The sequence below is a fragment of the Rhizobium sp. CCGE531 genome (assembly GCF_003627795.1).
GTDB lineage: Bacteria > Pseudomonadota > Alphaproteobacteria > Rhizobiales > Rhizobiaceae > Rhizobium.
Genome location: NZ_CP032684.1, coordinates 2,268,490 through 2,290,344 on the forward strand (window position 1 = coordinate 2,268,490; position 21,855 = coordinate 2,290,344).

Sequence of the window (21,855 nt, forward strand, 5' to 3'; positions counted from 1 at the left end):
CTCCAACAAAAAAGAGCGGCGTTTCGGCCGCTCTTTTTGTTTTCCGCCGCATGAAGCTCAGATCTGAGCCGTGCGCGCCTTTGTCGTGGCGTCGAGCGCCTTCAGCGTTGCCGCGTCACGATCGTAGACGTCGTTGAAATACTGGACGACGCCGTCCTTGTTCGGCCAGGCCGTGAAGTAGGCGATGTAGATCGGGAACTTCTGCGGCACCGGAACGCCCTTGTTCTCACCGGTTGCGATCTGCTTGGCAACGTCATCGACGGTGGTGTTCAGCACGGCCGCCGCCATCGCGCGCGGATCGGCAAGGCGGACGCAACCATGGCTGAGTGCGCGCATGTCCTTCTTGAAGAAGCTCTTCTGCGGCGTGTCGTGCATGTAGATCGCATGCGAATTCGGGAAGAGGATCTTCAGCTCGCCCAGCGCGTTGTCGCTGCTCGGCGGCTGGCGAACCGAGATGCTCTTCGTCGAGCCGTACCAGTCGACGCTCGACGATGCGACCGCGCGACCGCCGACTTCCACCTGATAGCCCATGCGATCGAGATAGTTCGGATCGGCGCGCAGCTTCGGCAGCATCTCGTTGATGATGATCGACTGCGGAACGCCCCAGAAAGGATTGAACTCGACCGTCTGCACCTGATTTTCGAAGAAGAAGGTCTGGTGCAGCTTGCCGCCGACGACGACACGCATCGACAGCTGTTCCTGGTTATTGTTGTGGTAATAGACCATGAACGCCGGCTGGTTGATGAAGACGTAGCGCGGTCCGAGCTCCGCCGGGAGCCAGCGCAGCTGCTCCATGGCAACGACCAGCTTCTGGATCTTCATATCGTTGTTTTCGCCGACCATGGCCCGAACGGAGGACGGGCCGATCACGCCATCGGCGGTCAGCCCCTTCTCCCTCTGGAAGTCTTCGACCAGCGACACGAGCTCGGGCGTGTAGTCAGGCGTGCCCAGATAGGCGCCGAAAAGATCGGCATGGGCAGTCTTCAGCGCATCCGATCCGCGATGCTCGATCGCCTTGACGATACTGGTCATTTCCGGCGAGCTGCCGCCTGGCTTCAGAATACCGGTGAGGGAAATGGAGATGTGGCTGCCATCCGCTCCGGATTCGGCGCGCAGCTTCGCCAGCTCCGCCTTCAACACCACGAATTGCTGATTGGATGGGCTGCGGCTGTTGAGATAGGCGGCGACATCCGGGCTGGAGCGCAACACGTCGAGCATTGCCGTCAGGTTGACGTCCTTGCGCTTGAAGTCGTGATAGCCGGAGATCCTGTTCGGGTCGAGACGACCGCGGATCGTATCCTGGACAAACATCAGCACCTTGCTGGAGAGTGCCAGCTCGAACTGCATGAAAGCCCGATCACGCATCACCGGGTCGGCATTTGCAACATCGGCGCTTGGCGGCGTTATAGCATAGTCGGACGGATCGAGGCCGACGGAACCGGCATCGGCAAGAAGCGCCATGGCGGCCTTCGCCTTGTCGCTGACGGCGTGATCGGCAACCCAGAGAAGCGGTTTGCTCTGATCGGCGTAGTAGGATTCGATCGCCTTGGCGATATCATTGGTTGCCATGACGCGCGCATCGGAAAGATAGCGACGCTGCGAAACCTCGGTATCGACCGCCACCGGCGTCGAAGAGGCGTCGGCGACCGCGCCGGTCACCATCGGGTCGGCAAAATGCGCAGTCGAAACCAGACGCATCGCGTCGGCCTTGTAAGTATAGTATTTCGGCGCATCGACCGTCGGCAGCGGCTGTTTTACCCGCGGAGGCTCATCGGAATTCAGCGTCTGAGCCGGATTGACGGGAACCGGGGCCGAAACCTGCGTGCTCTCCTGACGCCCCTGACCGCCGCGGATGAAATCCATGAGGGTCATCGCGTTTGCCGAGGTTGCACCGACGGAAGAAAGGCAACAGGAAAGAGCCAGGACGGATGCTGTGGCTTTGATGGCAAGTTTCATTCTCTAATCGGTCCCTGTATCTTGCGGTAACTTCGAGCCTGGCGGGGCTGTTTTCAACTCGGTCGCGATGTCTTGAGACATCGTATACCCACTAGAATGAAAACGGCGAAACCCGCCTTTCGTTCAATGCCTCAACTTCACGCTACGAAGCAGCGGCGTTTTCCGCGGCTCAGTTCACACAAAATTATGAAATTATTGGTTAATCTTTTATTGAAATTTCCCGGGCTTTTTAAGCATGGGGAAATGCGCTCCAGCGAATATATGGAGAGCGTGTCAAAAAGGGCACGCCGGAGTACGAAAAACATGACTATTTTCATCATGAAATAATGCTTTGATGTTTTCATAGGCGCCGTTCGGGCCTATATGGCTGCTATCCGTCTCAATGGAAAGCAGGACCAGCAACATGACGTCCACCCGCATCGAAACCGATACCTTTGGCCCGATCGAAGTTGCCAGCGACCGTTATTGGGGCGCGCAGGCGCAGCGCTCGCTCGGCAATTTCAAGATCGGCTGGGAAAAGCAGCCACTGTCGGTCGTTCGCGCCCTCGGCATCGTCAAGCAGGCAGCCGCCCGCGCCAACATGGAACTCGGCCAGCTCGACCAGACGCTCGGCAAGACCATCGTCGCCGCGGCGCAGGAAGTCATCGACGGCAAGCTCAACGAGCATTTCCCGCTCGCCGTCTGGCAGACCGGCTCCGGCACGCAGTCGAACATGAATGCCAATGAGGTGATCTCCAACCGCGCGATCGAAATGCTCGGCGGCGTCATGGGCTCGAAGAAGCCGGTGCATCCGAACGACCACGTCAACATGAGCCAGTCGTCGAACGACACCTATCCGACAGCCATGCACATCGCCTGCGCCGAGCAGATCGTCCATCACCTGCTGCCGGCCTTGCGGCATCTGCATGCGGCACTGGAAAAGAAGGTCGCCGACTTCGCCCATATCATCAAGATCGGCCGCACCCATACGCAGGATGCAACGCCGCTGACGCTCGGCCAGGAGTTTTCCGGCTATGCCGCCCAGGTCGCGTCCTCGATCAAGCGGATCGAGCTGACGCTGCCGGGCCTTTGCGAACTCGCCCAGGGCGGCACCGCGGTCGGAACCGGCCTCAATGCGCCGATCGGCTTTGCCGAGAAGGTCGCCGACGAGATCGCCGGAATTACCGGCCTGCCCTTCGTAACCGCTCCGAACAAATTCGAAGCGCTTGCCGCCCATGACTCGATGGTCTTCAGCCACGGCGCCATCAACACGGCAGCGGCAGCGCTCTTCAAGATTGCCAACGATATCCGCCTGCTCGGCTCCGGCCCGCGCTCCGGTCTCGGCGAACTCTCCCTGCCGGAAAACGAACCGGGCTCGTCGATCATGCCGGGCAAGGTCAATCCGACCCAATGCGAAGCGCTGACGCAGGTCTGCATTCACATTTTCGGCAACAATGCCGCCCTCACCTTCGCCGGCAGCCAGGGTCATTTCGAGCTCAACGTCTACAATCCGATGATGGCCTACAACTTTCTGCAGTCGGTGCAGTTGCTCGGCGACGCCGCCGTCTCCTTCACGGACAATTGCGTCGTCGGCATCGAGGCCCGCGAGGACAACATCAAGGCCGGCCTTGAGCGCTCGCTGATGCTGGTGACGGCGCTTGCCCCGAAGATCGGCTACGACAATGCCGCCAAGATCGCCAAAACGGCCCACAAGAATGGCACGACCCTCAAGGAAGAAGCACTGGCGAGCGGACTGGTTTCCTCGGAAGAGTATGATGCCATCGTCCGGCCGGAAACGATGATCGGGCCGAAGTAAGTTCCTCGTTCGATGATCGTCAGGCACGTCCGCCGGTAACGCGACGATCTGCCTGGCCCCTTACCCCAACCCTCTCCCCCGCTTATGTGGGGCGAGGGAGCTTATCTCTTTAAACGATGAACTTCCCCAGATGGAACGGCCATTGCCTCACCCTAGCCCTCTCCCCGCATGCGGGGAGAGGGCTAGGGTGAGGGGCCGGGTACAAAATTCCAGCATCGGAAGACCCGCCCGACCCGCGCATACCCTGTCAACAAACTTCCATTTTGAGATTTCGAGATAGCAGCCAAACAATTGCATTTGGTTTCAGCCGGATCTAGATCGTTTCCAAACATCTTCCTCCGCCACCCGGCTTGAAAGGTTTCCCAAATGGCTGACGATCTCTTTCCTCTCGGCGATGACGCCACTCCCTATCGCAAGCTTTCCGGTGATTACGTCTCCGTCGACACCTTCAAGGGCCAGGAAATCCTGACCGTCGATCCCGAGGGTATCCGCCTGCTCGCCGAGACGGCTTTCACCGATATCAACCACCTGCTGCGCCCCGGCCACCTGAAGCAGCTCGCCTCGATCCTCGAAGATCCCGAAGCCACCGACAACGACCGCTTCGTCGCCTATGATCTGCTGAAGAATGCCAATATTGCCGCCGGCGGCGTACTTCCGATGTGCCAGGACACCGGCACCGCCATCATCATGGGCAAGAAGGGCCGCCGCGTCTGGACCGAAGGCGGCGACAGCGCAGCGCTCGCCAAGGGCGTGCTCGATGCCTACGAGAAGAAGAACCTGCGCTATTCGCAGCTAGCCCCTATCAAGATGTTCGAGGAAAAGAACACCAAGAACAACCTTCCGGCGCAGATCGACATCTACGAGGAAGGCACCGACGCCTACGAATTCCTCTTCGTCGCAAAGGGTGGCGGCTCTGCCAACAAGACCTTCCTTTATCAGGGCACGCCGTCGCTTCTGACCCACGACCGCATGCTGGATTTCCTGAAAGAGAAGATCCTGACGCTCGGCACGGCCGCCTGTCCTCCCTATCATCTCGCTATCGTCATCGGCGGCACCTCGGCCGAGATGAACCTCAAGACGGTCAAACTCGCCTCGACGCGGTATCTGGACTGTCTTCCCACGGAGGGCTCCGAAAGCGGGCACGCCTTCCGGGATATTGAAATGGAAAAGGAAATCCACAAGCTGACGCAGAGCCTCGGCGTCGGCGCCCAGTTCGGCGGCAAGTATTTCTGTCACGACGTGCGCGTCATCCGCCTGCCCCGCCACGGCGCCTCGCTGCCGATCGGCCTCGGCGTTTCCTGTTCCGCCGACCGCCAGGCCAAGGGCAAAATCACGCGCGACGGCATCTTCATCGAACAGCTCGAAACCGATCCGTCCAAGTACATGCCTGAGATCGACGAGGCAAAGCTCTCCGAATCGATGGTGCGCATCGATCTCAACCGGCCGATGGCCGACATTCTGGCCGAATTGTCACAGCATCCGGTCAAGACACGCCTGTCGCTCACCGGCACGATCATCGTGGCGCGCGACCTGGCGCATGCAAAAATCCGCGAGCGTCTGGAAAAGGGCGAAGGCATGCCCGAATATCTGAAGAACCATCCGGTCTACTACGCCGGGCCTGCGAAGACGCCCGCCGGCTATGCCTCCGGTTCCTTCGGTCCGACGACGGCCGGCCGCATGGACAGCTATGTCGACCAGTTCCAGTCCTTCGGCGGCTCCATGGTGATGCTCGCCAAGGGCAACCGCTCGCGAGCCGTGCGCGAGGCCTGCAAGGCGCATGGCGGTTTCTATCTCGGCTCGATCGGCGGTCCGGCCGCCCGCCTCGCTCAGGATTGCATCAAAAAAGTCGATGTTTTGGAATATCCCGAACTTGGCATGGAAGCGGTCTGGAAGATCGAGGTGAAGGATTTCCCAGCCTTCATCGTCATCGACGACAAGGGCAACGACTTCTTCCAAGAACTCAACCTGGGGTAATATTCCGGCCTATTCTTGCCTGGCTCGAACGAAGGCGCCGGCAGCGCCTTCGCATGTAAAAACATGCTTTAATTGTAATACTTTTGAATAAAACTTTACGGATCAACAATTTCTCACTATCAAGTGCTTAATATTTTTTCAAAGATTCTTCGTATAAATAAAAAAGGGATTTAACCAATACATGTTACGGAGCTCACGATGAGTACGGCGATTGCGCCAAGGGCGCAAAATCCCGACGTGGTAGGGCAAATTACCTATGCCATGCGATCCATGGGGATCGCATCTATTCCGCGCAATTACGAGCTTTTCTATGAAGCCTATATCGGCTCCAATCCCGCTCTCACGCGTGAATTGGCGGCACTCGGCGGCAGCGCTACCCAGGAGGAACTGGATGCGATCGGAGCCAAGTATTTTTCGCATCACGCCGGCCGTGTTTTCGATGACGCACACGCCCGCCTGACCACCGAGCTCGATGCCGTCCTGCGCGCATTGCGGCAGGAGCAGGCCACGCTCCAGACCTATAACCGGCTGCTCGACGAGACCTGTGAACGCATAAGCTCCAGAAGCCACAACAGCGCCGAGTTGCTGCGTGGGGCCATCGACATATTGACCGCGGCAACCGGCGATACCATGGCGCAGGGCGAAAAAACGGTGGAGAACGTCGTCCAGCGCAGCCAGGAGATGGATCAGGTCCGCAAGGAGCTGGATGAATACAAGCGCATTGCCAATACCGATGCCCTGACGCGGCTTGCCAATCGGCGCGCTTTCGAAGATCGCCTGGCTTCCATCTTCGACAATCAGCTGACCCGGCCGACAACGGCACTGGTGCTGGCCGACATCGATCATTTCAAGCGGATCAACGATACGTTCGGCCATCCGGTCGGCGACAAGATTCTGGCAACCGTCGCCTCCATCATCCGCGCCAACGTCCGACGCGACGTTTTCGTGGCCCGCGTCGGCGGGGAGGAATTCGCTCTGATTCTGGAAGCCACCAATGTCGAGGAAGTCATGATGGTCTGCGAGCGGATCCGTCGTACGCTCGAAATGACGCCGTTCAAAAACTCCCGAACACGCGTCGACTACGGTCCGATCACGCTGTCGCTCGGCGCCTGCATGGCCTCGGAAGCCGTCAATTCCGGCGAGCTATACAACAAGGCGGATCTGGCACTCTATTGCGCCAAGAATGCCGGCCGCAACTGCTATAGCGTCTACCAGAAGGGCATGCAGAAGGACTTCACCAAAAGTTGGCTGATCTACAAGAACTAGAAGCCCAGCCAACCAACCGCCGGCCCTGCCTTCCCACGCAGGCCGGCGGCTTTGCTTAACAGAGCGTCTTGGGCTTACCAGAGCGTCTTGGCAGCCCTCATCGGCGCTTCGCGATCATAGGTTTCCTGATCGAAATCGTCTTTCGCCGCCTTGAGCATCATGCCAGGGCTTGGCAGGCTGGACGGATCGGCGAACCGCTCCGCATTCCACAGCTCGGCCCTGATCACCGCTCGCGCGCACTGGAAATACACCTCCTCGATCGTGATCACAACGATACTGCGCGGATGCTTGCCATCCATCTCGAAACTGTCCAGCAAGGCAGGCTCGATGGAGACCGCCGCCCGGCCGTTGAGCCGCATCGTCGTATTCGATCCTGGAACCAGAAGCATCAGCGCGATGCGCGATGCGCGGGTCGCGCACGATATTCGCAAGCGAATCGACGCGGTTGTTGCCGCGCCAATCAGGGAGATGCAGCGTCTTTTCGTCCGCGACGCGGACGACACCGCCCAAGTCACCGCGGGGCGAGCAATCGAGCCCTTCCGGCCCCACCGTTGCCAGCGCCATGAAGGGAGAGGCTTCGATCATGCGGCGATAAAGCGGCGTCAGTACCTTCGTCACCTTAGTGATCGACGCCTCGCCCGCATCACCATAGAGCTCTTTTAGTTCCTCGACTGACGTGACGATACGCATGCTGCCTCGCGGTTTTCCAGCGACTTACCCAAAGTCCGCGCGGCGCAAGTTCTGCTAGGAGGAGCGACGCTGCGGGGTTCGGTAGAACGATAGCACCGCACCGTCTTCGTTTTCGAGTGGATTTTCCGTGTTCGCGATCTGCGACAGAAAAGCGTCGATCGCCTCGAACACCGGAGCGGCGGCGACGATACGGCGATGCCCAAAGCCGTTGGCCCATAACAGGCGCACATGCGATCCCTGGGCGGCATAGGCGTGTGCATGTTCGGCACTCACCTCCTTGTCGTCCTCGGCATGGATGACAAGGACCGGCCGGTTAGAATCAAGCATGCCGCGTTTCTGGTCATAGGACGCAAGCGTCCTGCCCGTCACCCGGCGAACCTCGTCCTCTAAAGCGGCCTGCGTTGCGGGCCTAAGCCTCATCAAGCGCCCGAAATCCTTGAACAGCCATCCCATGGCACTCGGTGCGCCGATCAATACCAATTTGCCCGGATGAACCGCGTCGACATTTGGCAGAAAGCCCGCGCAGGACAGCGCCAGAGATGCGCCGCCGAAGGAGTGCCCGATGGCGGCGTCAAAGCCGCCGAAGCGAGCAAACGCGGCTGCAATGGCGGAAACGGCCAAACGCACGTTCAGGAACCGTCCGCCCGAGCGGCCGTGGCCTGGAAGATCGAGCGAGATCACTTCCGCTCCGCTGCCGGCAAGGAACACCGTCAGCTCCGACATGTATTCGCTGCTGGAGCCCCAACCATGCACCACGAGATAGCGCTTTCGCGGCCCCTTCGCTCCGCCATTGAAGCGATAGGCCATTGCCCGGCCGCCTGGGAACGGCAGCATGACCTGCTCCGCCGTCAGAAGGCGTTCCCGGCCCTCCATATGGGCCGCCCTGGCCTTGGCGCCGCGGGGACGGCGCGAGGGCGTCAGGCAGAAAAGCCGGAACGCGGCCTTGCCGGCAAGCTGCGGAGACAACCTTCCAAGGCCGGACAGACCCGACCGGGTGACCTTGAGCGCAAAGGATGGCATAGTGGGAATCCGATAATGTTCAACTATGAACAATAAAGTACAACGATGAACAAAAATCAACCCCTTCCCTGGGACCATCCGCGTTTTCGAAGCTGGATCGCCGTGGCGCGCGCCTGCCAGCTGATGCAGCAATCGCTGGCGCGGGCATTGGCGCATCTCGACATCAAGCCGCCGCATCTCGACATTCTCGTCAACCTGTTTCGTTTCGAAGGGATTTCGCAGCAGGAACTTGCCCGCAAGCTGCTGGTCGGTCGCTCCAATATGAGCATGCTGCTGCCGCAGATGGAAAATCGCGGACTGATCGAACGGCGCGGTGACAAGCACGACAAGCGCGTGTTGCGCCTCTATCTGACCGAAGAGGGCCGGCGCGTCACGGAAGAAGCCATGACCATTCAAACCGCCCTCATCGACCGGATGCTCTCAGACGCGCCGATCGAAGAATGCGAGGCCATTGCCGTGCATATGGAGCGGATCGTCGGTCTCCTGATACAGGAAGAGCGGCAACCGCTGGAGCCCGCAGGCGATCAGTGATCGCCGGCCGATCGCGCCGAGGGGACAACCCGGTTCAGAGACGCGAACTCCCAGATCGCCACGACGATAAGCACGGCCGTGGCGAGAATGCCAAGCTGGTAGACCACCACCATCGGCAGGGTGAAGAGCAGCAGCGCCAATCCGACGAGACCCGCTATATGCGACAGCGGCGGCCGGCCGGTGGTCGCACCCTTGAACCATAGATTTCCGATCAGAAACACCGCCGGACCGCCGAGAATGGCGGCAGCCGCGTGCAGATCGGCCGGCTCGTGCGGATGCGCGAACAGGAATTCGTCGCCGACGACGCTCAGGATGATGCCGGCGAGGATCGGAATATGCGCATAGGTAAACGCCTGACGGGCCAGGCTTCCCGGCGTATCGTCATGCTCGATGCGATGCGCCGCCCGTTCGTGGCCGAACTGAAAATAGATCCACCAAAGGGCGACCGTGCCGACGAACGCGGTAATGAACACCGTGACGATCAAGGGCGTGACCGGCTGCTCGGCAAAGATCTTGCCCGCCTGCAGGACCGCCTCACCGAGGCAGATGATGATGAACAGCGCGCAGCGCTCGGCAATATGCGCCCCCGATACGTCCCAGTCCGCGGGAGTGGATTTGCCGAGGCCGGGCACCCGGAAGCCTAGCGCGGGTGCGGAATACTCGATGACGAGAGCGATCAGCCAGACTACGAGCCGTGCCTCGCCCTCCATCAGCGCGCCTGCGATCCAGAAGACGCCGGAAAGGACAAGCCAGCTGGTGATGCGCAGGAAATTGCGATGATTGGCGGCACTCGCATTTTTGAGCGCGTAGACCGTGAACAGCGAGCGCCCGACCTGCATGAAGACATAGGCCCCAGCAAAATAGATCGCCTTCTCGCCGAAAGCCTCGGGGATCGCGGCGGAGAGGATAAGCCCGGCAAACATCAGCGTGAACAGCATGATGCGCACCGGCAACCGATCCGGATCGAGCCAGTTTGTGACCCAAGCCGTGAAAACCCATACCCACCAGACTGCGAAGATCAGCATGATGGCTTCGAGCGCGCCGAGCGGCGTGAAATGCTCGGCCAGCGAATGCGCAAGTTGCGAAATCGAGAAAACGAACACCAGATCGAAAAACAGCTCGACGAAAGACACCTTGCTTGCGTTCTTGCTGCCCTTGGCGCGAAGCCAGTTTTCCCTACCCCCAAGGATCATGCCTGCGCCCTTCTCAAGTTTATAATCCCAATATCAATGCGGCCTTCCCGCCGCATCGCGGCTAAGACCCTTTTCCTTCAATTCGGCCTCATAAGCCGCGAAAAGCTCACTACCCTTCTCGCCGAGTTCGCGCAGATAGGTCCAGGTGAAGATGCCGGTGTCGTGCATGTCGTCGAATCCGATACGCACGGCATAATTGCCGGTCGGCGTCATGGACATGATGCCGACATTGCGCTTGCCGGGTACGGTGACTTTCTGCCCCGGTCCATGCCCCTGCACCTCGGCGGAAGGCGACAGCACCCGCAGCATTTCCGCCGGCAGCTCGAAGCTCGCGCCATCGTCGAATGTCACTTTGAGGTGATGACGGTCCTTCGAGACCCGCAATTCGGTCGGCCAAACGTCGCTCATCGATTTTTCCATGCCTTTCAGTGTCTTTTGGAGAATTAGGCCGCCGCTCGTTCACACGCAAGTGTAATCGAGAAGCATTTTCCTTGACGCAACAATCGCCTATGCCCACATTAGAAGTCTAACGGAGGCATGAGTGAACAGCATCGTCGGCAGCATAGGCAACGCATCACCGCTTCAGGCGGATGCAGCCCCCATGATCGACCCTTTCGGGCGCGCAGTCACCTATCTGCGCGTTTCGGTCACGGATCGCTGCGATTTCCGCTGCACCTACTGCATGGCCGAGAACATGACCTTCCTGCCCAAGAAGGATCTGCTGACGCTCGAGGAACTCGACCGGCTCTGTTCCGCCTTCATTTCCAAGGGCGTGCGCAAGATCAGGCTCACTGGCGGCGAGCCTCTGGTGCGCAAGAACATCATGTTTCTCGTTCGCGAACTCGGCAAGCACGTCCAAAACGGCGAACTTGACGAGCTGACCCTGACGACCAACGGATCGCAGCTCGCGCGCCATGCCGACGAACTTTACGACTGCGGCGTCAGGCGCATCAATGTTTCTCTCGATACGCTCGATCCCGATAAATTCCGAACCATCACGCGCTGGGGAGACTTCTCCAAGGTGATGGAGGGGATCGACGCGGCGCAAAGAGCCGGCCTGAAGATCAAACTGAACGCCGTCGCGCTCAAGGGCTTCAACGAAACGGAAATTCCGGACCTGCTGCGGTTCGCCCACGGTCGCGGCATGGACCTAACCGTCATCGAAACGATGCCCATGGGCGAGATCGATGAGGATCGCACCGACCGGTATCTGCCGCTTTCACAGTTGCGCGCCGATCTGGAGCGTCAGTTCACCCTGACCGACATTCCCTATAAGACAGGCGGCCCGGCCCGCTATGTCGAAGTCACGGAGACCGGCGGCCGCCTCGGCTTCATCACGCCGATGACCCATAATTTCTGCGAGAGCTGCAATCGTGTGCGGCTCACCTGCACGGGCACGCTCTATATGTGCCTTGGGCAGAACGATGCGGCCGACCTGCGCACGGCGCTGCGCGCCAGCGAGAGCGACGCGCTCCTCCATGCCGCAATCGACGAGGCGATTACCCGCAAGCCGAAGGGCCACGATTTCATCATCGACCGCACGCACAACCGACCAGCGGTCGCGCGCCACATGAGCGTCACTGGCGGCTAAATCCCACCGAGAACATCAACCATGCAGCTTGAGCTTATTCGCAACGCGACGCTGAAGGTCACCTATGGCGGCCATATTCTGCTGATCGACCCCTATTTCGCGCCACGCCACAGTCTCCCGTCCTTTACCGGCCGTTCTCCCAACCCGATGACCGAATTGCCGCGCGCAATCGACGACATCCTTGAGGGCGTCGAGCTGGTGATCGTTTCGCATCTGCATACCGATCATTTCGATGCCGTGGCGAAAGAGCGCCTGCCGAAATCTCTGCCGATCCTCTGCCAGCCGGGCGACGAGCAGAAAATCCGCGAGGCCGGTTTCGCGGATGTCACGCCCCTTTCCCAATCGACCGTATGGCAGGGAGTGACGATCACGCCGCGACAAGGCAGCCATGGCGTCGGGCCGGTCGTGGAGAAAATGGGGTCGGTCATCGGCTTCACCCTGGAGGCTGATGGCGAACCCACCGTCTACTGGGCGGGCGACACGGTGCTCTATCCTCCGGTCGTGGAAACGATCCAGCAGGTCTCGCCTGACATCATCGTCACGCATTCCTGCGGTGCGCGCTGGGACGGGGATCTGATCGTCATGGATGACAACCAGACGCTCGAAGTCAGCCGCCTCGCACCGCAGGCGACCGTCATCGCAACCCACATGGAAGCGCTTGATCACGCAACCGTCACACGCCTCGATCTGCGCCGGAGTGCAAATGTGGCTGGTCTCGATCCGTCGCGGCTGCTGATACCCGCCGACGGTGAAATGTTTGCCTTGGGTCGATGATTTGATCGAATCTCGACAGACAGCCCGATTGGCGGTCCGAACTCGTGCCAACAGCAGGACAACGCGACGATCCGCTCCGACAACCTAGCGCGACCCGAAGCGCCTTTTCGCCTCGTCGGTCGCCGGCATATATAGCGAAACTGCCGTTCCCTCAGGATCGCGGAACTGGAAGGTCTTGTTACCCCAGGGCATTATCTTCAGCTCGTGAACGAGAGGAACCTTGTCCTTCAGGCGCTCATATTCCACATCGATGTCCTCGACCTGGAATTCGAGGTAGGCGGTGCGATTGGCGCCGGGCTCGGCGCTACCTTCTTTCCAAAGCGCGACAGTCTCGACAGAACCGATAGCCAAGGTTGCCGCCGGGGTCTCGATCTCGGCAAAGACCGGGGCGAGCCATTGGGCCTGGAGCCCGGTTACCATCTCATAGAAGGCAACCATGGCGTTGACATCGCCTGCGATGAGACGGGTGGAAGCTAACTTCATAACTAGTCCTTTCGATTGACCGCAAAGCCTTCGCGGCCTCGCAGGACCCCTTGTCGCACGACCCTGCTGCCAGCATACTGTCAGCAGGAGTAAGTATGCGATGCGCCGTGCCGACCGACTGTTTCAGATTATCCAGATTCTGCGCCGATCGACCCGGCCGGTGACAGCGAGCGCGCTGGCGGCGGAACTCGAGGTCTCGAAGCGCACCGTTTATCGCGACGTGGCGGACCTGATTGGCCAGCGAGTTCCGATCGAGGGTGAGGCTGGGCTGGGCTACCTGCTCGCCGCCGGCTACGACATGCCGCCACTGATGCTGGCACCTGACGAGTTGGAGGCGGTAGTGTTGGGCGCACAATGGGTCTCCGCCCATTCGGACAAGGTGCTCGCCAATGCTGCGCGCGATGTCGTGGCAAAGATCGCCGCCGTCGTTCCCGAGCGCCTTCGCCTTTTCGTCATCGAGCCGAGCGTGGGCGCAAAACCGACAAGTGGCAAACCTGAGGAACGTGTCGATGCATCGCTGCTCCGATCGGCAATCCGCAACGGCATCAAACTGCGGCTACGCTACAACTCGGAGGCAAGCGAGGAGACCGAACGAATAGTCTGGCCGGTGATCCTCGGTTATGCCGAAACGAGCAGCCTGCTGGTCGCCTGGTGCGAGCTACGACAGGGCTTCCGCCATTTCCGCACCGACCGCATCGTCGCAGCAGAAATACTCGATGAGCCTATCGGTTTGCGGTCGGGCGAATTGCGCCGCCGCTGGCAGCGCTGGCGCGAAGAGCAGGTTCGTCTATCTCCGGACTTGTCGTGATCAATAGAAAACGCCGGCTCGTTGGCCGGCGCTTTCAATGGATTATAGATTTTCTCTAATATACAGATTTAAGCAGCACGATGGCGCGTATCTGCATTGCTGTAAGGCGCGTATTCCACCTCGCCCTCTCCCGTCCGGAAACGATCGATTTTCTCAGACAGCATGTCGACGCGTTGGCGCAGGCCATGGATTTCGGCATTGTTCTCCTCGACCATGGCCGCGTTCCGCTGCGTGATAAGCTCCACCTCGGACACCGCGCGGGTGACTTCCTCGATACCGGTCGATTGCTCGGTGGTAGCAGACGAAATATCGGCAACCAGCTTCTGGACGCCGGTGACGTGGTCGATGATGTCAGCCAGCGCAGCACCTGTCTGCTCGACCAGATGAACGCCGTTGCGCACCTGGGCGGAGCTTGCCGAAATCAGGCCCTTGATCTCCTTCGCCGCATTGGCGCAACGCTGCGCCAGCTCGCGCACTTCTTGCGCCACCACGGCAAAGCCGCGGCCCGCTTCACCGGCACGGGCAGCTTCGACGCCGGCATTCAGCGCCAGGAGATTGGTCTGGAAGGCGATTTCGTCGATGACGCCAATGATCGTGGCGATCTTCTCCGACGACCGATTGATCTCGCTCATGGCGCCCACTGCCTTGGCGACGACTTCGCCGGATTGGGTCGCATAGGCCTGCGTCTCGTTGACCGATGTCGCCGTCTGCCGCGCACGGTCGGCCGTCGAGCGCACCAGGTCGCTAAGGCGGCGCAGAGCCCGCGAGCTTTCCTCGAGAGCGGCCGCCTGCTGCTCGGTGCGCCGCGCCAGATCGTCGGCCGACATGGCGAGGTTGCCGGTGCCGCCCTTGATTTCTTCGGCCGTGTAGCGAACGTCCGTCAGGGTCTCGCGAAGCGCCTCGACCGCATGATTGTAGGTGAAAGCCATTTCCACGAAGTCCGCGGAGAGGTCTTCGCGCATGCCCTCTTCCAGATTGCCGTCGGCAAGCTTGGCGAGAACGTCCGCCAGCGCATTGAGCGCCTGCTTCTGCTCGGCCTCGATGCGGGCGCGCTCAGCGGCGCGACGGGATGCCTCTTCAGCAGACAGCGCGCGGGCGCTCTCCGCTTCTCGCTCCAGCCGGACATTTTCCAGCGCGGCATCGCGGAAGACGCTGACGGAGCGCACCATGTCGCCGATCTCGTCGCCGCGATTGCGCCCGTCGATCGCCACTTCCAGATCGCCGCTTGCAAGGCGCGTCATGATTTCGGCAACGCGCTTCAGCGGGCCGCGCAGGGTTTCCACCAGCATCAGGCCGCCGATGATGGCGAGCAGCGTGCCGACGATCATGGCAATGACCGAGACATTGGCCGAGCGTTCGCTGTCTTCCTTGCCGAGTTCCTGTGCCTGGGCGACGAAGACGCGCAACGAGGTCATCGCATCGGCGAGCAGGCTGTTCGACTGAACGCGCGTCGTCTTCCAGTCAGCCGAGGTCTGCAGAAGATCGGCCGATCCGTTGGTCAGGCCGTCGATCAGTGGCTTCATGTGGGCGGCGAAATCGCGCATCGTGGCGTTGGTCTGGCCGAGCTCCGAAATTCTGGCCGCGACGGCCTGCAGGTCCTTGAGGTCGGCAAGCACCGGATCGCGCGAGGCGGCGTCGCGGACATTTTCCATGCGCGATGCATGCAGCGTCAGGCGATCGACCATGCCGAGCGCCTGGTCGACGTGGTCCAGAAGCTCCTTCTGACCATCGATGATCTTGTCGAGGCTGACAAAGCGATCGGCCGCGGTGTCGCTGTTCTTAGCCGACTGCAGGGTCATCTCGCCTTCGATTTTCACGAAGCTCTGCAGGATCGGCCCCATCGCCTCTACCTTCTGATCGGGCGTGGCCGACCCCTTCAGCACCGCATCAAGCTTGTCGGCGGCATCGGAAGCGCTCGCGACGAGAGCGGCCCCGCGCTTGGATACGAGAGCTTTTGAAACCTTTACCTGCTTCAGAATGGCATCGGCATAGGTACGCGCGTCTGAAATTTCTTCGGTGGAATCGGCCGCCATCTGCACCTGGATGCGCAGATTGCTCATCTTCTCCGACAGCCCCTTATAGGCGGCGGCATCGTAAAGCAGTTCCTTGGCGAAGGTTTCCTTGTCGCTGAAATCCTTGCGGATGATATCGATCTGCTTGCCGGCCGCCTTGGCCGTCGCCTCGATGCTCTGCACCGCCTTCTGGATGGCGCCGACATCGCCGTCCTGCTTCTGCCTGATAGCCCAGAGCGTTGCCTGCTGCGTGCGCATCTTGGCGGCAAGCTCGCCGACTGGAACGATCTTGGCGCGCTGGTCGTCGCTCAGCAATCCGCTCAGCCGATGCACGCCCTGCTCCTGGGCATCGATCTTTGCCGTCAGCGCCTGGCGCGTCTCTTCCGAAGGCGAAGCGGTGAACTCCTGCAGGGCGGCCTGCAGGTTCTCGAAGTCGCTGATATTTTCAATCGTCGCACGCGTCACGGTCATGTGACCGTTCAGAATATTGGCCGTGTGATAGCCCGCCAGACCGACGCCGGCGATGAGGACCACCAGAGGCACTACGAAAATGAGGACCTTGGTGACGATCCGACGGCCTTGCAGAAGACGATCAATGAAAAACATGCGGCGCCTCAACTGGATTATAAAAATCTTGAGCGAAGGCGGGATCGTCATTCCTGCTGCGCTGCGGTAGGTGCTTCTGCCTCATGCAAAACCGCAGCGAGCGTCGGAAAATAAGATTGAATAAGAATTAATTGCCCACCTAAAAGCCGTTGTATCGGCAAAAAATCTGCAACCGCCGTATCATTCCGCGACCATGGGCCGAAAAAGCTGCATTCCATGCGCAACAATTCTACCGCAATGCACAATCGAATTCACCCATCGCAAACGGACAATCGATTCCAATTTGCGGAAAACGGCGCTAATCCAGAGATAGATATCGGGGACTCATCTTTCTCATGCGACTGACCAAGAATACGCAGGGCGCGCTCTTCATGGCGGCATCCATGGCTGCTTTCTGCTGCGGCGATGCGCTGTCCAAAACGGTTATCGCCACGATGAATGCCGGCGAGATCATCTTCATCCGCGGCCTCTTCACCAGCTTTTTGGTCTATCTGCTGGCCCGCAGGATGGGCGCCCTGCGCTCCTGGAAGGTCATATTGCAGCCGATGATCGCGTTGCGCATCGCCTGTGAGGCAATCGCCGCCGCAACCTACATCACCGCTCTCGGGATGATGCCCATCGCCAACGCCGCCGCCATCCAGCAGGCCGTACCGCTGGCGGTCACGCTCGGTGCGATGATCTTTCTCAAGGAGCCCGTGGGATGGAGGCGCTGGACGGCGATAGGCGTCGGCTTCATGGGCGTGCTGATTATCATCCGGCCTGGTCCGCAGGGTTTCACCACGGCTGCGTTGCTCGTCATCGCCTGCATGTTTGCGACCGCCGCCCGCGATCTGGCGACGCGCTGCATCGACAAGGAGGTGCCGTCGCTGATGATCACCCTCTGCACCGCAATTTCCATATCCATCTTCGGCGCCTTGTGCATCGTTCCTTTCGGGGGATGGCAGCCGGTGAGCACGACGTCGCTGATGCAGATCCTGTTGGCCTCCGTTCTTGTGCTGATCGGTTATCAAGCGGTGATCCTGGCGATGCGCACCGGTGAAATCTCCTTCGTCGCACCGTTCCGCTATCTGAGCCTCATCTGGTCTGTCTTGCTCGGTTTGATTATCTTCGACGAGGTGCCGGACAGCTGGTCCATCTTCGGCGCGGCAGTTGTCATCGCTTCCGGCATCTATACTTTCTATCGGGAAAGCAAACGACGCGGTGTCGATCCCGTCGCGCAGGAATCAGAACCGCGCGTCCCGGCCTGAGGTCTCGGTCATGCCCAGTTTCATCGCGAGTGCAGAGGATATTCCAGTCGTCCTTCTTGCCGGAGGCCGATCGAGCCGCATGGGTGCAAACAAAGCCTTTGCTCTGCTCGGTGGCGAAAGCTTGATTGCCCGCATCTCCTCGCGAATCGCACGGCGGCAAAGCAAGCCAATCGCCTTGAATGCGGACGCTGATTGGCCTGATACCATGGGGATGCGGCTGGTTCCGGACGAAATCTTAGGCAAACTTGGCCCTCTCGCAGGCGTGCTTGCCGCCATGCAGGATACGGCACGCAACTATCCGCAGGCCTCGCACGTCGCCACGATCCCGATAGACAGCCCCTTCTTCCCGCTCGACCTCATCGCGCGGTTCGCCCATGCCGTCGAATGTCCCGATGAGATTATAATTGCCGCATCTCTCGGACAAGACCATCCGGTTTTCGGCCTCTGGCCGGTTTCTGCTGCTGCAGATCTGGAAACATGGATCGTTTCGGACGAGAAACGGCGCGTCAGGGATTTTCTCGCGCGGCAAAGGGTCCGGCGAGTAGAATTTCCTGTCGTCGAAACGCGGATCGGTCCGCTCGACCCTTTCTTCAACATCAATACGCCCGCGGAGCTGCTTGAGGCTGAGACATGGCTTGCGGCATTGGAAAGCGCATCATGACCAAATCCCGACCGAAGATTTTCGGCATTGCCGGCTGGAAGAACTCCGGCAAGACCGGCCTTGCCGTGCGGCTGGTGACGGAATTCACCCGACGAGGCTATCGGATTTCGACAATCAAGCACGCGCATCATGATTTCGATATCGACAAGGTCGGCGCCGACAGCTTCCGGCATCGTGAGGCAGGCGCACACGAAGTCACCATCGTTTCCGGCACCCGCTATGCCATCATGCATGAATTGCGCGGCGCCCCGGAGCCGAGCTTCGAAGAAATACTGGCCCGCCTTGCCCCTTGCGATCTCGTATTGATCGAGGGCTACAAGCGAGAGCCTATCCCGAAGATCGAAGCCCGCCGTCTTGAAGCCGTCCAGCGCGAGCCGCTTGCCCCGCAGGATCCCCATATCGTCGCCATCGCCGCCGACCATTCGGTGGAAGACGCTGGCTCGCTCTCTGTTTTCGATCTCGACGACACGCTTGCGATCGCGGATTTCATCGCCGCCATAGTCGGCCTCGGCAAACCGGCAAAATAAAGGGCCGCCGGTTTCCCGGCGGCCCCTTAATAGATATGTAGGCTAAGGCTTACCGATTGGAGGCAACCGGGCGCACCAGCGGCGTGATGCGGCGGATGGTGACGCGGCGGTTTTCCTGCGCCGGTCCAAGCGTATTCACCTTGAGATATTGCTCGCCATAGCCCTGGGTGACCAGGTTCGCGGCCGGAATGCCGTAGACGTCAGTAAGCACGTTGGCGACCGATTCCGCGCGACGGTCAGAGAGGATCAGGTTGCTCTCCGCCGTGCCCACGGCATCCGTATGGCCTTCGATCAGGAAGGTCTCGGTCGGATCGCGCTTGACGATTTTCGACATGCCGTCGGCCACGCCGCGCAGCGTGCTGGCCTGGGTCATCGGAATATCGGCGCTGCCCGTTTCGAAGGTGATCGTATCGAGGTCGATACGGCGGATCTTGTCGCGGATGCGGGCCGAATAACGGACTTCATTGACCGAATAGATGCGCTCGACCGGCTCGACCGGCGGTTCGCGCAGGAAGTCGTAATAGTCCTCATCACGGTTCGATGCCGTGTCGATGATGTACTTGCTCAACGGAATGAGCAGGCGCATCGGCGGCAGATCGTCGCCCGGGTCGCGGAAATAATCGTCATTGTCGGGACGATCTTCCAGTTCCGGCGAGTAGAACAGCACATATTCGCGGCCGCTGGCATCGATACGCGAGCGCTGGACAATATCGCCATAGCGGTTGCGGATCGTCACGACGCGATCGCCGTCGGGCTGATCGATCGTCTCGCGATAGCGGTCCCGCTGCAGCTGTTCGTAGACCGGCCGCTCGCCGCCGCGGATGAAGCGCTCGGTATCGTCATGACGAACGACATAGGTGTTGTCGACATTCACGACCGTGCGATTATCCTGATTGATGATGGTCTGGACCGTCGTTCCCTGCGGCGGGGCAAAATCCGGTCGGCGATCGATCCGGCGGCCCTGTTCGCTGGTCACGGCCTCCATCTTGACCGGCGGCTGCGGCTGACCGCCTGCCGCCGCGCGCTGCGCCTCGGCGTCGGAGGTCGGCGGCTTGGTGTAAGTCGGTGGCGGCTGCTGGGCCGGAGCATTCTGCGCCTGCCCCTTCTGCTGGCCCTGGCCGGCCTGTCCACCGCCGCCCTGGGTGCCCGGCGCGGCGGGATTCTGACCGTTGTTCAGATGCTCGCCCCGACGAACCGCATCCTTCTGGCTGTCCAGAACCGCACTGCCGTTTTCAACGGGCAGGATGACGGGGCCATTGGCGGAAGCCGGGTTTTCCGCGATCTTCTTGCGGCGTTCCAGCTCCTGCGGCGAGACCTGCTCGGCCGGTGGCAGCTTGATTTCGCCGGCCTGCTGGCCGTTGCCATTGGCGGGTGCGGGCGCTGCATTGCCCTGGGCCGGCGCCTCGGCGCCGTTCGTCGGCTGCTGCTTGCCGGGCTGCGGCGCCGCTTGATTGCCGGTCTGTGCCGGCTGTCCCTGCGGCTCGCCCTTCTGGGCCGGCTGCTGCGGATTGACGCCGGGCTGCTCGCCCTGCTGCTGGTTTTGCGGCTGCTTGCCGTGAGTCTTGTCGCCGCCCTGCTTCTGCCCCTGCTGGGCGCCTGGCGTTACCGGCGTTCCAGGTTGAGCTTCGGGCTGGGCCTGTGTCCCGGGCTGCGCCTCTGTTCCCGGCTGAGCTTTGTGACCCTGTGAGGGTTCGCCCGCAGGCGCCGGCTGCTGTTCGGCCGGCTGCTTCGCCGGGTTTCCGGCTTGGCCCTGCTGCTTGGGATGAGCGTTTTGCTCCGGTTGCGCCTGCTTTCCAGGCTGGGCTTCCTGGTTCTGCGGCTGCTGGGCGGCGGGAGCCTCCTTCTGGGCCGGCACGGGCTGCTCCTTCGGGGTAGGTTTGGCCTTCGGCTGCACTTCCTCGGCGGGCTGCTGCTCCACCTTCGGCTGCGGAGCCTCGGCGGGCTGCTTTGCCTCGGGCTGTTTGGCTTTCTGCTTCGGCTGCGGAGCTCCGGGCTCCGCCTCGGGAGCGGCGGCCTTGGGTTGCGGCTTGGCTTCGGGCTGAGCCTGAGGCTCCTCCGCCGGCTGCTGGCGGTGCTTCTTCGGCTCCGGCTGGGCTTCCGCGGCCGGCTGGCGCTGAGGCTTCGGCTGCTCCTGCTCCGCGGGCTGCTGATGCTCCGCCTTCGGCGGCTGGGCTTCCTGCTGCTGCTTCTGTGGCTTCTGCTGCGGAGCGGCTTCGGGCTCGGCCTGCTTCATCTGATGCTGCTGCTGCGCGCCGCCTTCCTGTGCGGGCTCGCCGTGATGCTTCTGGCCCTGCGGCTCGCCCTCTCCACCTTGGGCGGGCTTCTTGTGCTTGAGCTGCTCTTCGTCGGGTTGAGCGGCCGGTGCTTCTTGCTGCGCCACCTCGTAACCCGCAGCGCCGGCAGGCGCGACCGCTTCGGCAATACCGTTGTTTAGCGGCGCGATGGGCTGTTCACGAAGCGCAGCTGCTGCCGCCGGCTCGAATGCGAGCGATAGCGAAAGCAGCGGAAACGCGGCGCTGGCAAATAGTCTGGATCGCTTTCCCATATGGGGTCTCCTCTTATGATCTTTGTCCGCCGAATTACGAATCTCAGCGCGCATGCCGATGCCTCAAGATCTCGGCCGATTTTCGGTTCTGATGAGGCTGAATCGCGGCAGGCCGCTATATGTTCCCGAACTATTAGGTGGCCGTAATTAACCTTGGCTGAATGCGCCGGATAGCT

Annotated in this window: 17 protein-coding genes and 1 pseudogene; 10 read left to right on the forward strand and 8 right to left on the reverse strand. The window is 60.8% G+C overall.

The annotated features are described in order from the left end of the window. Nucleotides 1-57: 57 nt before the first annotated feature. On the reverse strand, nucleotides 58-1,956 hold the full coding sequence (locus CCGE531_RS11045) for a L,D-transpeptidase family protein (protein WP_120664193.1): 1,899 nt from the start codon (nucleotides 1,954-1,956) through the stop codon (nucleotides 58-60). A 403-nt stretch (nucleotides 1,957-2,359) separates the two neighbouring features. On the opposite strand from CCGE531_RS11045, the gene fumC reads away from it, so the two are divergent. From fumC to CCGE531_RS11065, 3 genes are all read left to right on the forward strand, one after another. Next, complete coding sequence (gene fumC, locus CCGE531_RS11055; RefSeq protein ID WP_120664195.1) at nucleotides 2,360-3,751, forward strand: class II fumarate hydratase; 1,392 nt, start codon at nucleotides 2,360-2,362, stop codon at nucleotides 3,749-3,751. A 366-nt stretch (nucleotides 3,752-4,117) separates the two neighbouring features. Further along, nucleotides 4,118-5,725 carry a fumarate hydratase gene (locus tag CCGE531_RS11060; protein WP_120664196.1) on the forward strand — a complete coding sequence of 536 codons (1,608 nt, stop codon included), beginning with the start codon at nucleotides 4,118-4,120 and terminating at the stop codon, nucleotides 5,723-5,725. 198 nt (nucleotides 5,726-5,923) lie between these two features. Beyond that, nucleotides 5,924-6,991: a GGDEF domain-containing protein gene (locus CCGE531_RS11065; protein WP_120664197.1), complete on the forward strand. Its 1,068-nt coding sequence runs from the start codon at nucleotides 5,924-5,926 to the stop codon at nucleotides 6,989-6,991. A 74-nt stretch (nucleotides 6,992-7,065) separates the two neighbouring features. Here the strand turns inward: CCGE531_RS11065 and CCGE531_RS11070 are convergent. Then, nucleotides 7,066-7,681: pseudogene (locus tag CCGE531_RS11070) on the reverse strand (pyridoxamine 5'-phosphate oxidase family protein). Nucleotides 7,682-7,735: 54 nt separating this feature from the next. Further along, nucleotides 7,736-8,701, reverse strand: a complete 966-nt coding sequence (locus CCGE531_RS11075) for an alpha/beta fold hydrolase (protein WP_120664198.1) — start codon at nucleotides 8,699-8,701, stop codon at nucleotides 7,736-7,738. A gap of 45 nt (nucleotides 8,702-8,746) precedes the next feature. On the opposite strand from CCGE531_RS11075, the gene CCGE531_RS11080 reads away from it, so the two are divergent. Beyond that, nucleotides 8,747-9,232, forward strand: a complete 486-nt coding sequence (locus CCGE531_RS11080) for a MarR family winged helix-turn-helix transcriptional regulator (protein WP_120664199.1) — start codon at nucleotides 8,747-8,749, stop codon at nucleotides 9,230-9,232. On the opposite strand, the gene CCGE531_RS11085 is transcribed toward CCGE531_RS11080, so the two are convergent. Beyond that, nucleotides 9,226-10,425: a low temperature requirement protein A gene (locus tag CCGE531_RS11085; protein ID WP_120664200.1), complete on the reverse strand. Its 1,200-nt coding sequence runs from the start codon at nucleotides 10,423-10,425 to the stop codon at nucleotides 9,226-9,228. The genes CCGE531_RS11080 and CCGE531_RS11085 overlap by 7 nt on opposite strands. Nucleotides 10,426-10,458: 33 nt before the next feature. Then, nucleotides 10,459-10,833 (reverse strand): DUF971 domain-containing protein, encoded by a 375-nt coding sequence (locus CCGE531_RS11090; RefSeq protein WP_120664201.1) that lies wholly within the window; start codon nucleotides 10,831-10,833, stop codon nucleotides 10,459-10,461. 133 nt (nucleotides 10,834-10,966) lie between these two features. Between CCGE531_RS11090 and moaA the strand changes: the two genes are divergently transcribed. Continuing rightward, on the forward strand, nucleotides 10,967-12,016 hold the full coding sequence (moaA, locus tag CCGE531_RS11095; RefSeq protein WP_120664202.1) for a GTP 3',8-cyclase MoaA: 1,050 nt from the start codon (nucleotides 10,967-10,969) through the stop codon (nucleotides 12,014-12,016). Nucleotides 12,017-12,037: 21 nt separating this feature from the next. Then, the gene (locus tag CCGE531_RS11100) at nucleotides 12,038-12,790 is read left to right on the forward strand and encodes an MBL fold metallo-hydrolase (protein ID WP_120664203.1); all 753 of its coding nucleotides are present in this window, start codon (nucleotides 12,038-12,040) and stop codon (nucleotides 12,788-12,790) included. An 84-nt stretch (nucleotides 12,791-12,874) separates the two neighbouring features. On the opposite strand, the gene CCGE531_RS11105 is transcribed toward CCGE531_RS11100, so the two are convergent. Further along, nucleotides 12,875-13,273 (reverse strand): VOC family protein, encoded by a 399-nt coding sequence (locus tag CCGE531_RS11105; protein ID WP_120664204.1) that lies wholly within the window; start codon nucleotides 13,271-13,273, stop codon nucleotides 12,875-12,877. Nucleotides 13,274-13,373: 100 nt separating this feature from the next. Here CCGE531_RS11105 and CCGE531_RS11110 point away from each other — a divergent pair, with 100 nt between their 5' ends. Then, on the forward strand, nucleotides 13,374-14,081 hold the full coding sequence (locus CCGE531_RS11110; protein WP_120664205.1) for a YafY family protein: 708 nt from the start codon (nucleotides 13,374-13,376) through the stop codon (nucleotides 14,079-14,081). A 68-nt stretch (nucleotides 14,082-14,149) separates the two neighbouring features. Here CCGE531_RS11110 and CCGE531_RS11115 read toward each other — a convergent pair whose 3' ends face one another. Continuing rightward, nucleotides 14,150-16,699, reverse strand: coding sequence for a methyl-accepting chemotaxis protein (locus tag CCGE531_RS11115; protein ID WP_120666730.1), 2,550 nt, complete (start codon nucleotides 16,697-16,699; stop codon nucleotides 14,150-14,152). A gap of 335 nt (nucleotides 16,700-17,034) precedes the next feature. On the opposite strand from CCGE531_RS11115, the gene CCGE531_RS11120 reads away from it, so the two are divergent. From CCGE531_RS11120 to mobB, 3 genes are read left to right on the forward strand one after another with little or no spacing between them, the layout of a single operon-like run. Further along, on the forward strand, nucleotides 17,035-17,946 hold the full coding sequence (locus tag CCGE531_RS11120) for a DMT family transporter (RefSeq protein ID WP_120664206.1): 912 nt from the start codon (nucleotides 17,035-17,037) through the stop codon (nucleotides 17,944-17,946). Nucleotides 17,947-17,956: 10 nt separating this feature from the next. Beyond that, nucleotides 17,957-18,607, forward strand: a complete 651-nt coding sequence (mobA, locus tag CCGE531_RS11125; protein WP_120664207.1) for a molybdenum cofactor guanylyltransferase MobA — start codon at nucleotides 17,957-17,959, stop codon at nucleotides 18,605-18,607. Next, a complete protein-coding gene (mobB, locus tag CCGE531_RS11130; protein ID WP_120664208.1) occupies nucleotides 18,604-19,134 on the forward strand; it encodes a molybdopterin-guanine dinucleotide biosynthesis protein B in 531 nt (176 codons plus the stop codon). Before mobA ends, mobB begins: the two co-directional genes overlap by 4 nt. 49 nt (nucleotides 19,135-19,183) lie before the next feature. Here the strand turns inward: mobB and CCGE531_RS11135 are convergent, their stop codons facing one another. After that, nucleotides 19,184-21,679 (reverse strand): OmpA family protein, encoded by a 2,496-nt coding sequence (locus tag CCGE531_RS11135; protein ID WP_120664209.1) that lies wholly within the window; start codon nucleotides 21,677-21,679, stop codon nucleotides 19,184-19,186. Between the last annotated feature and the right edge of the window lie 176 nt (nucleotides 21,680-21,855).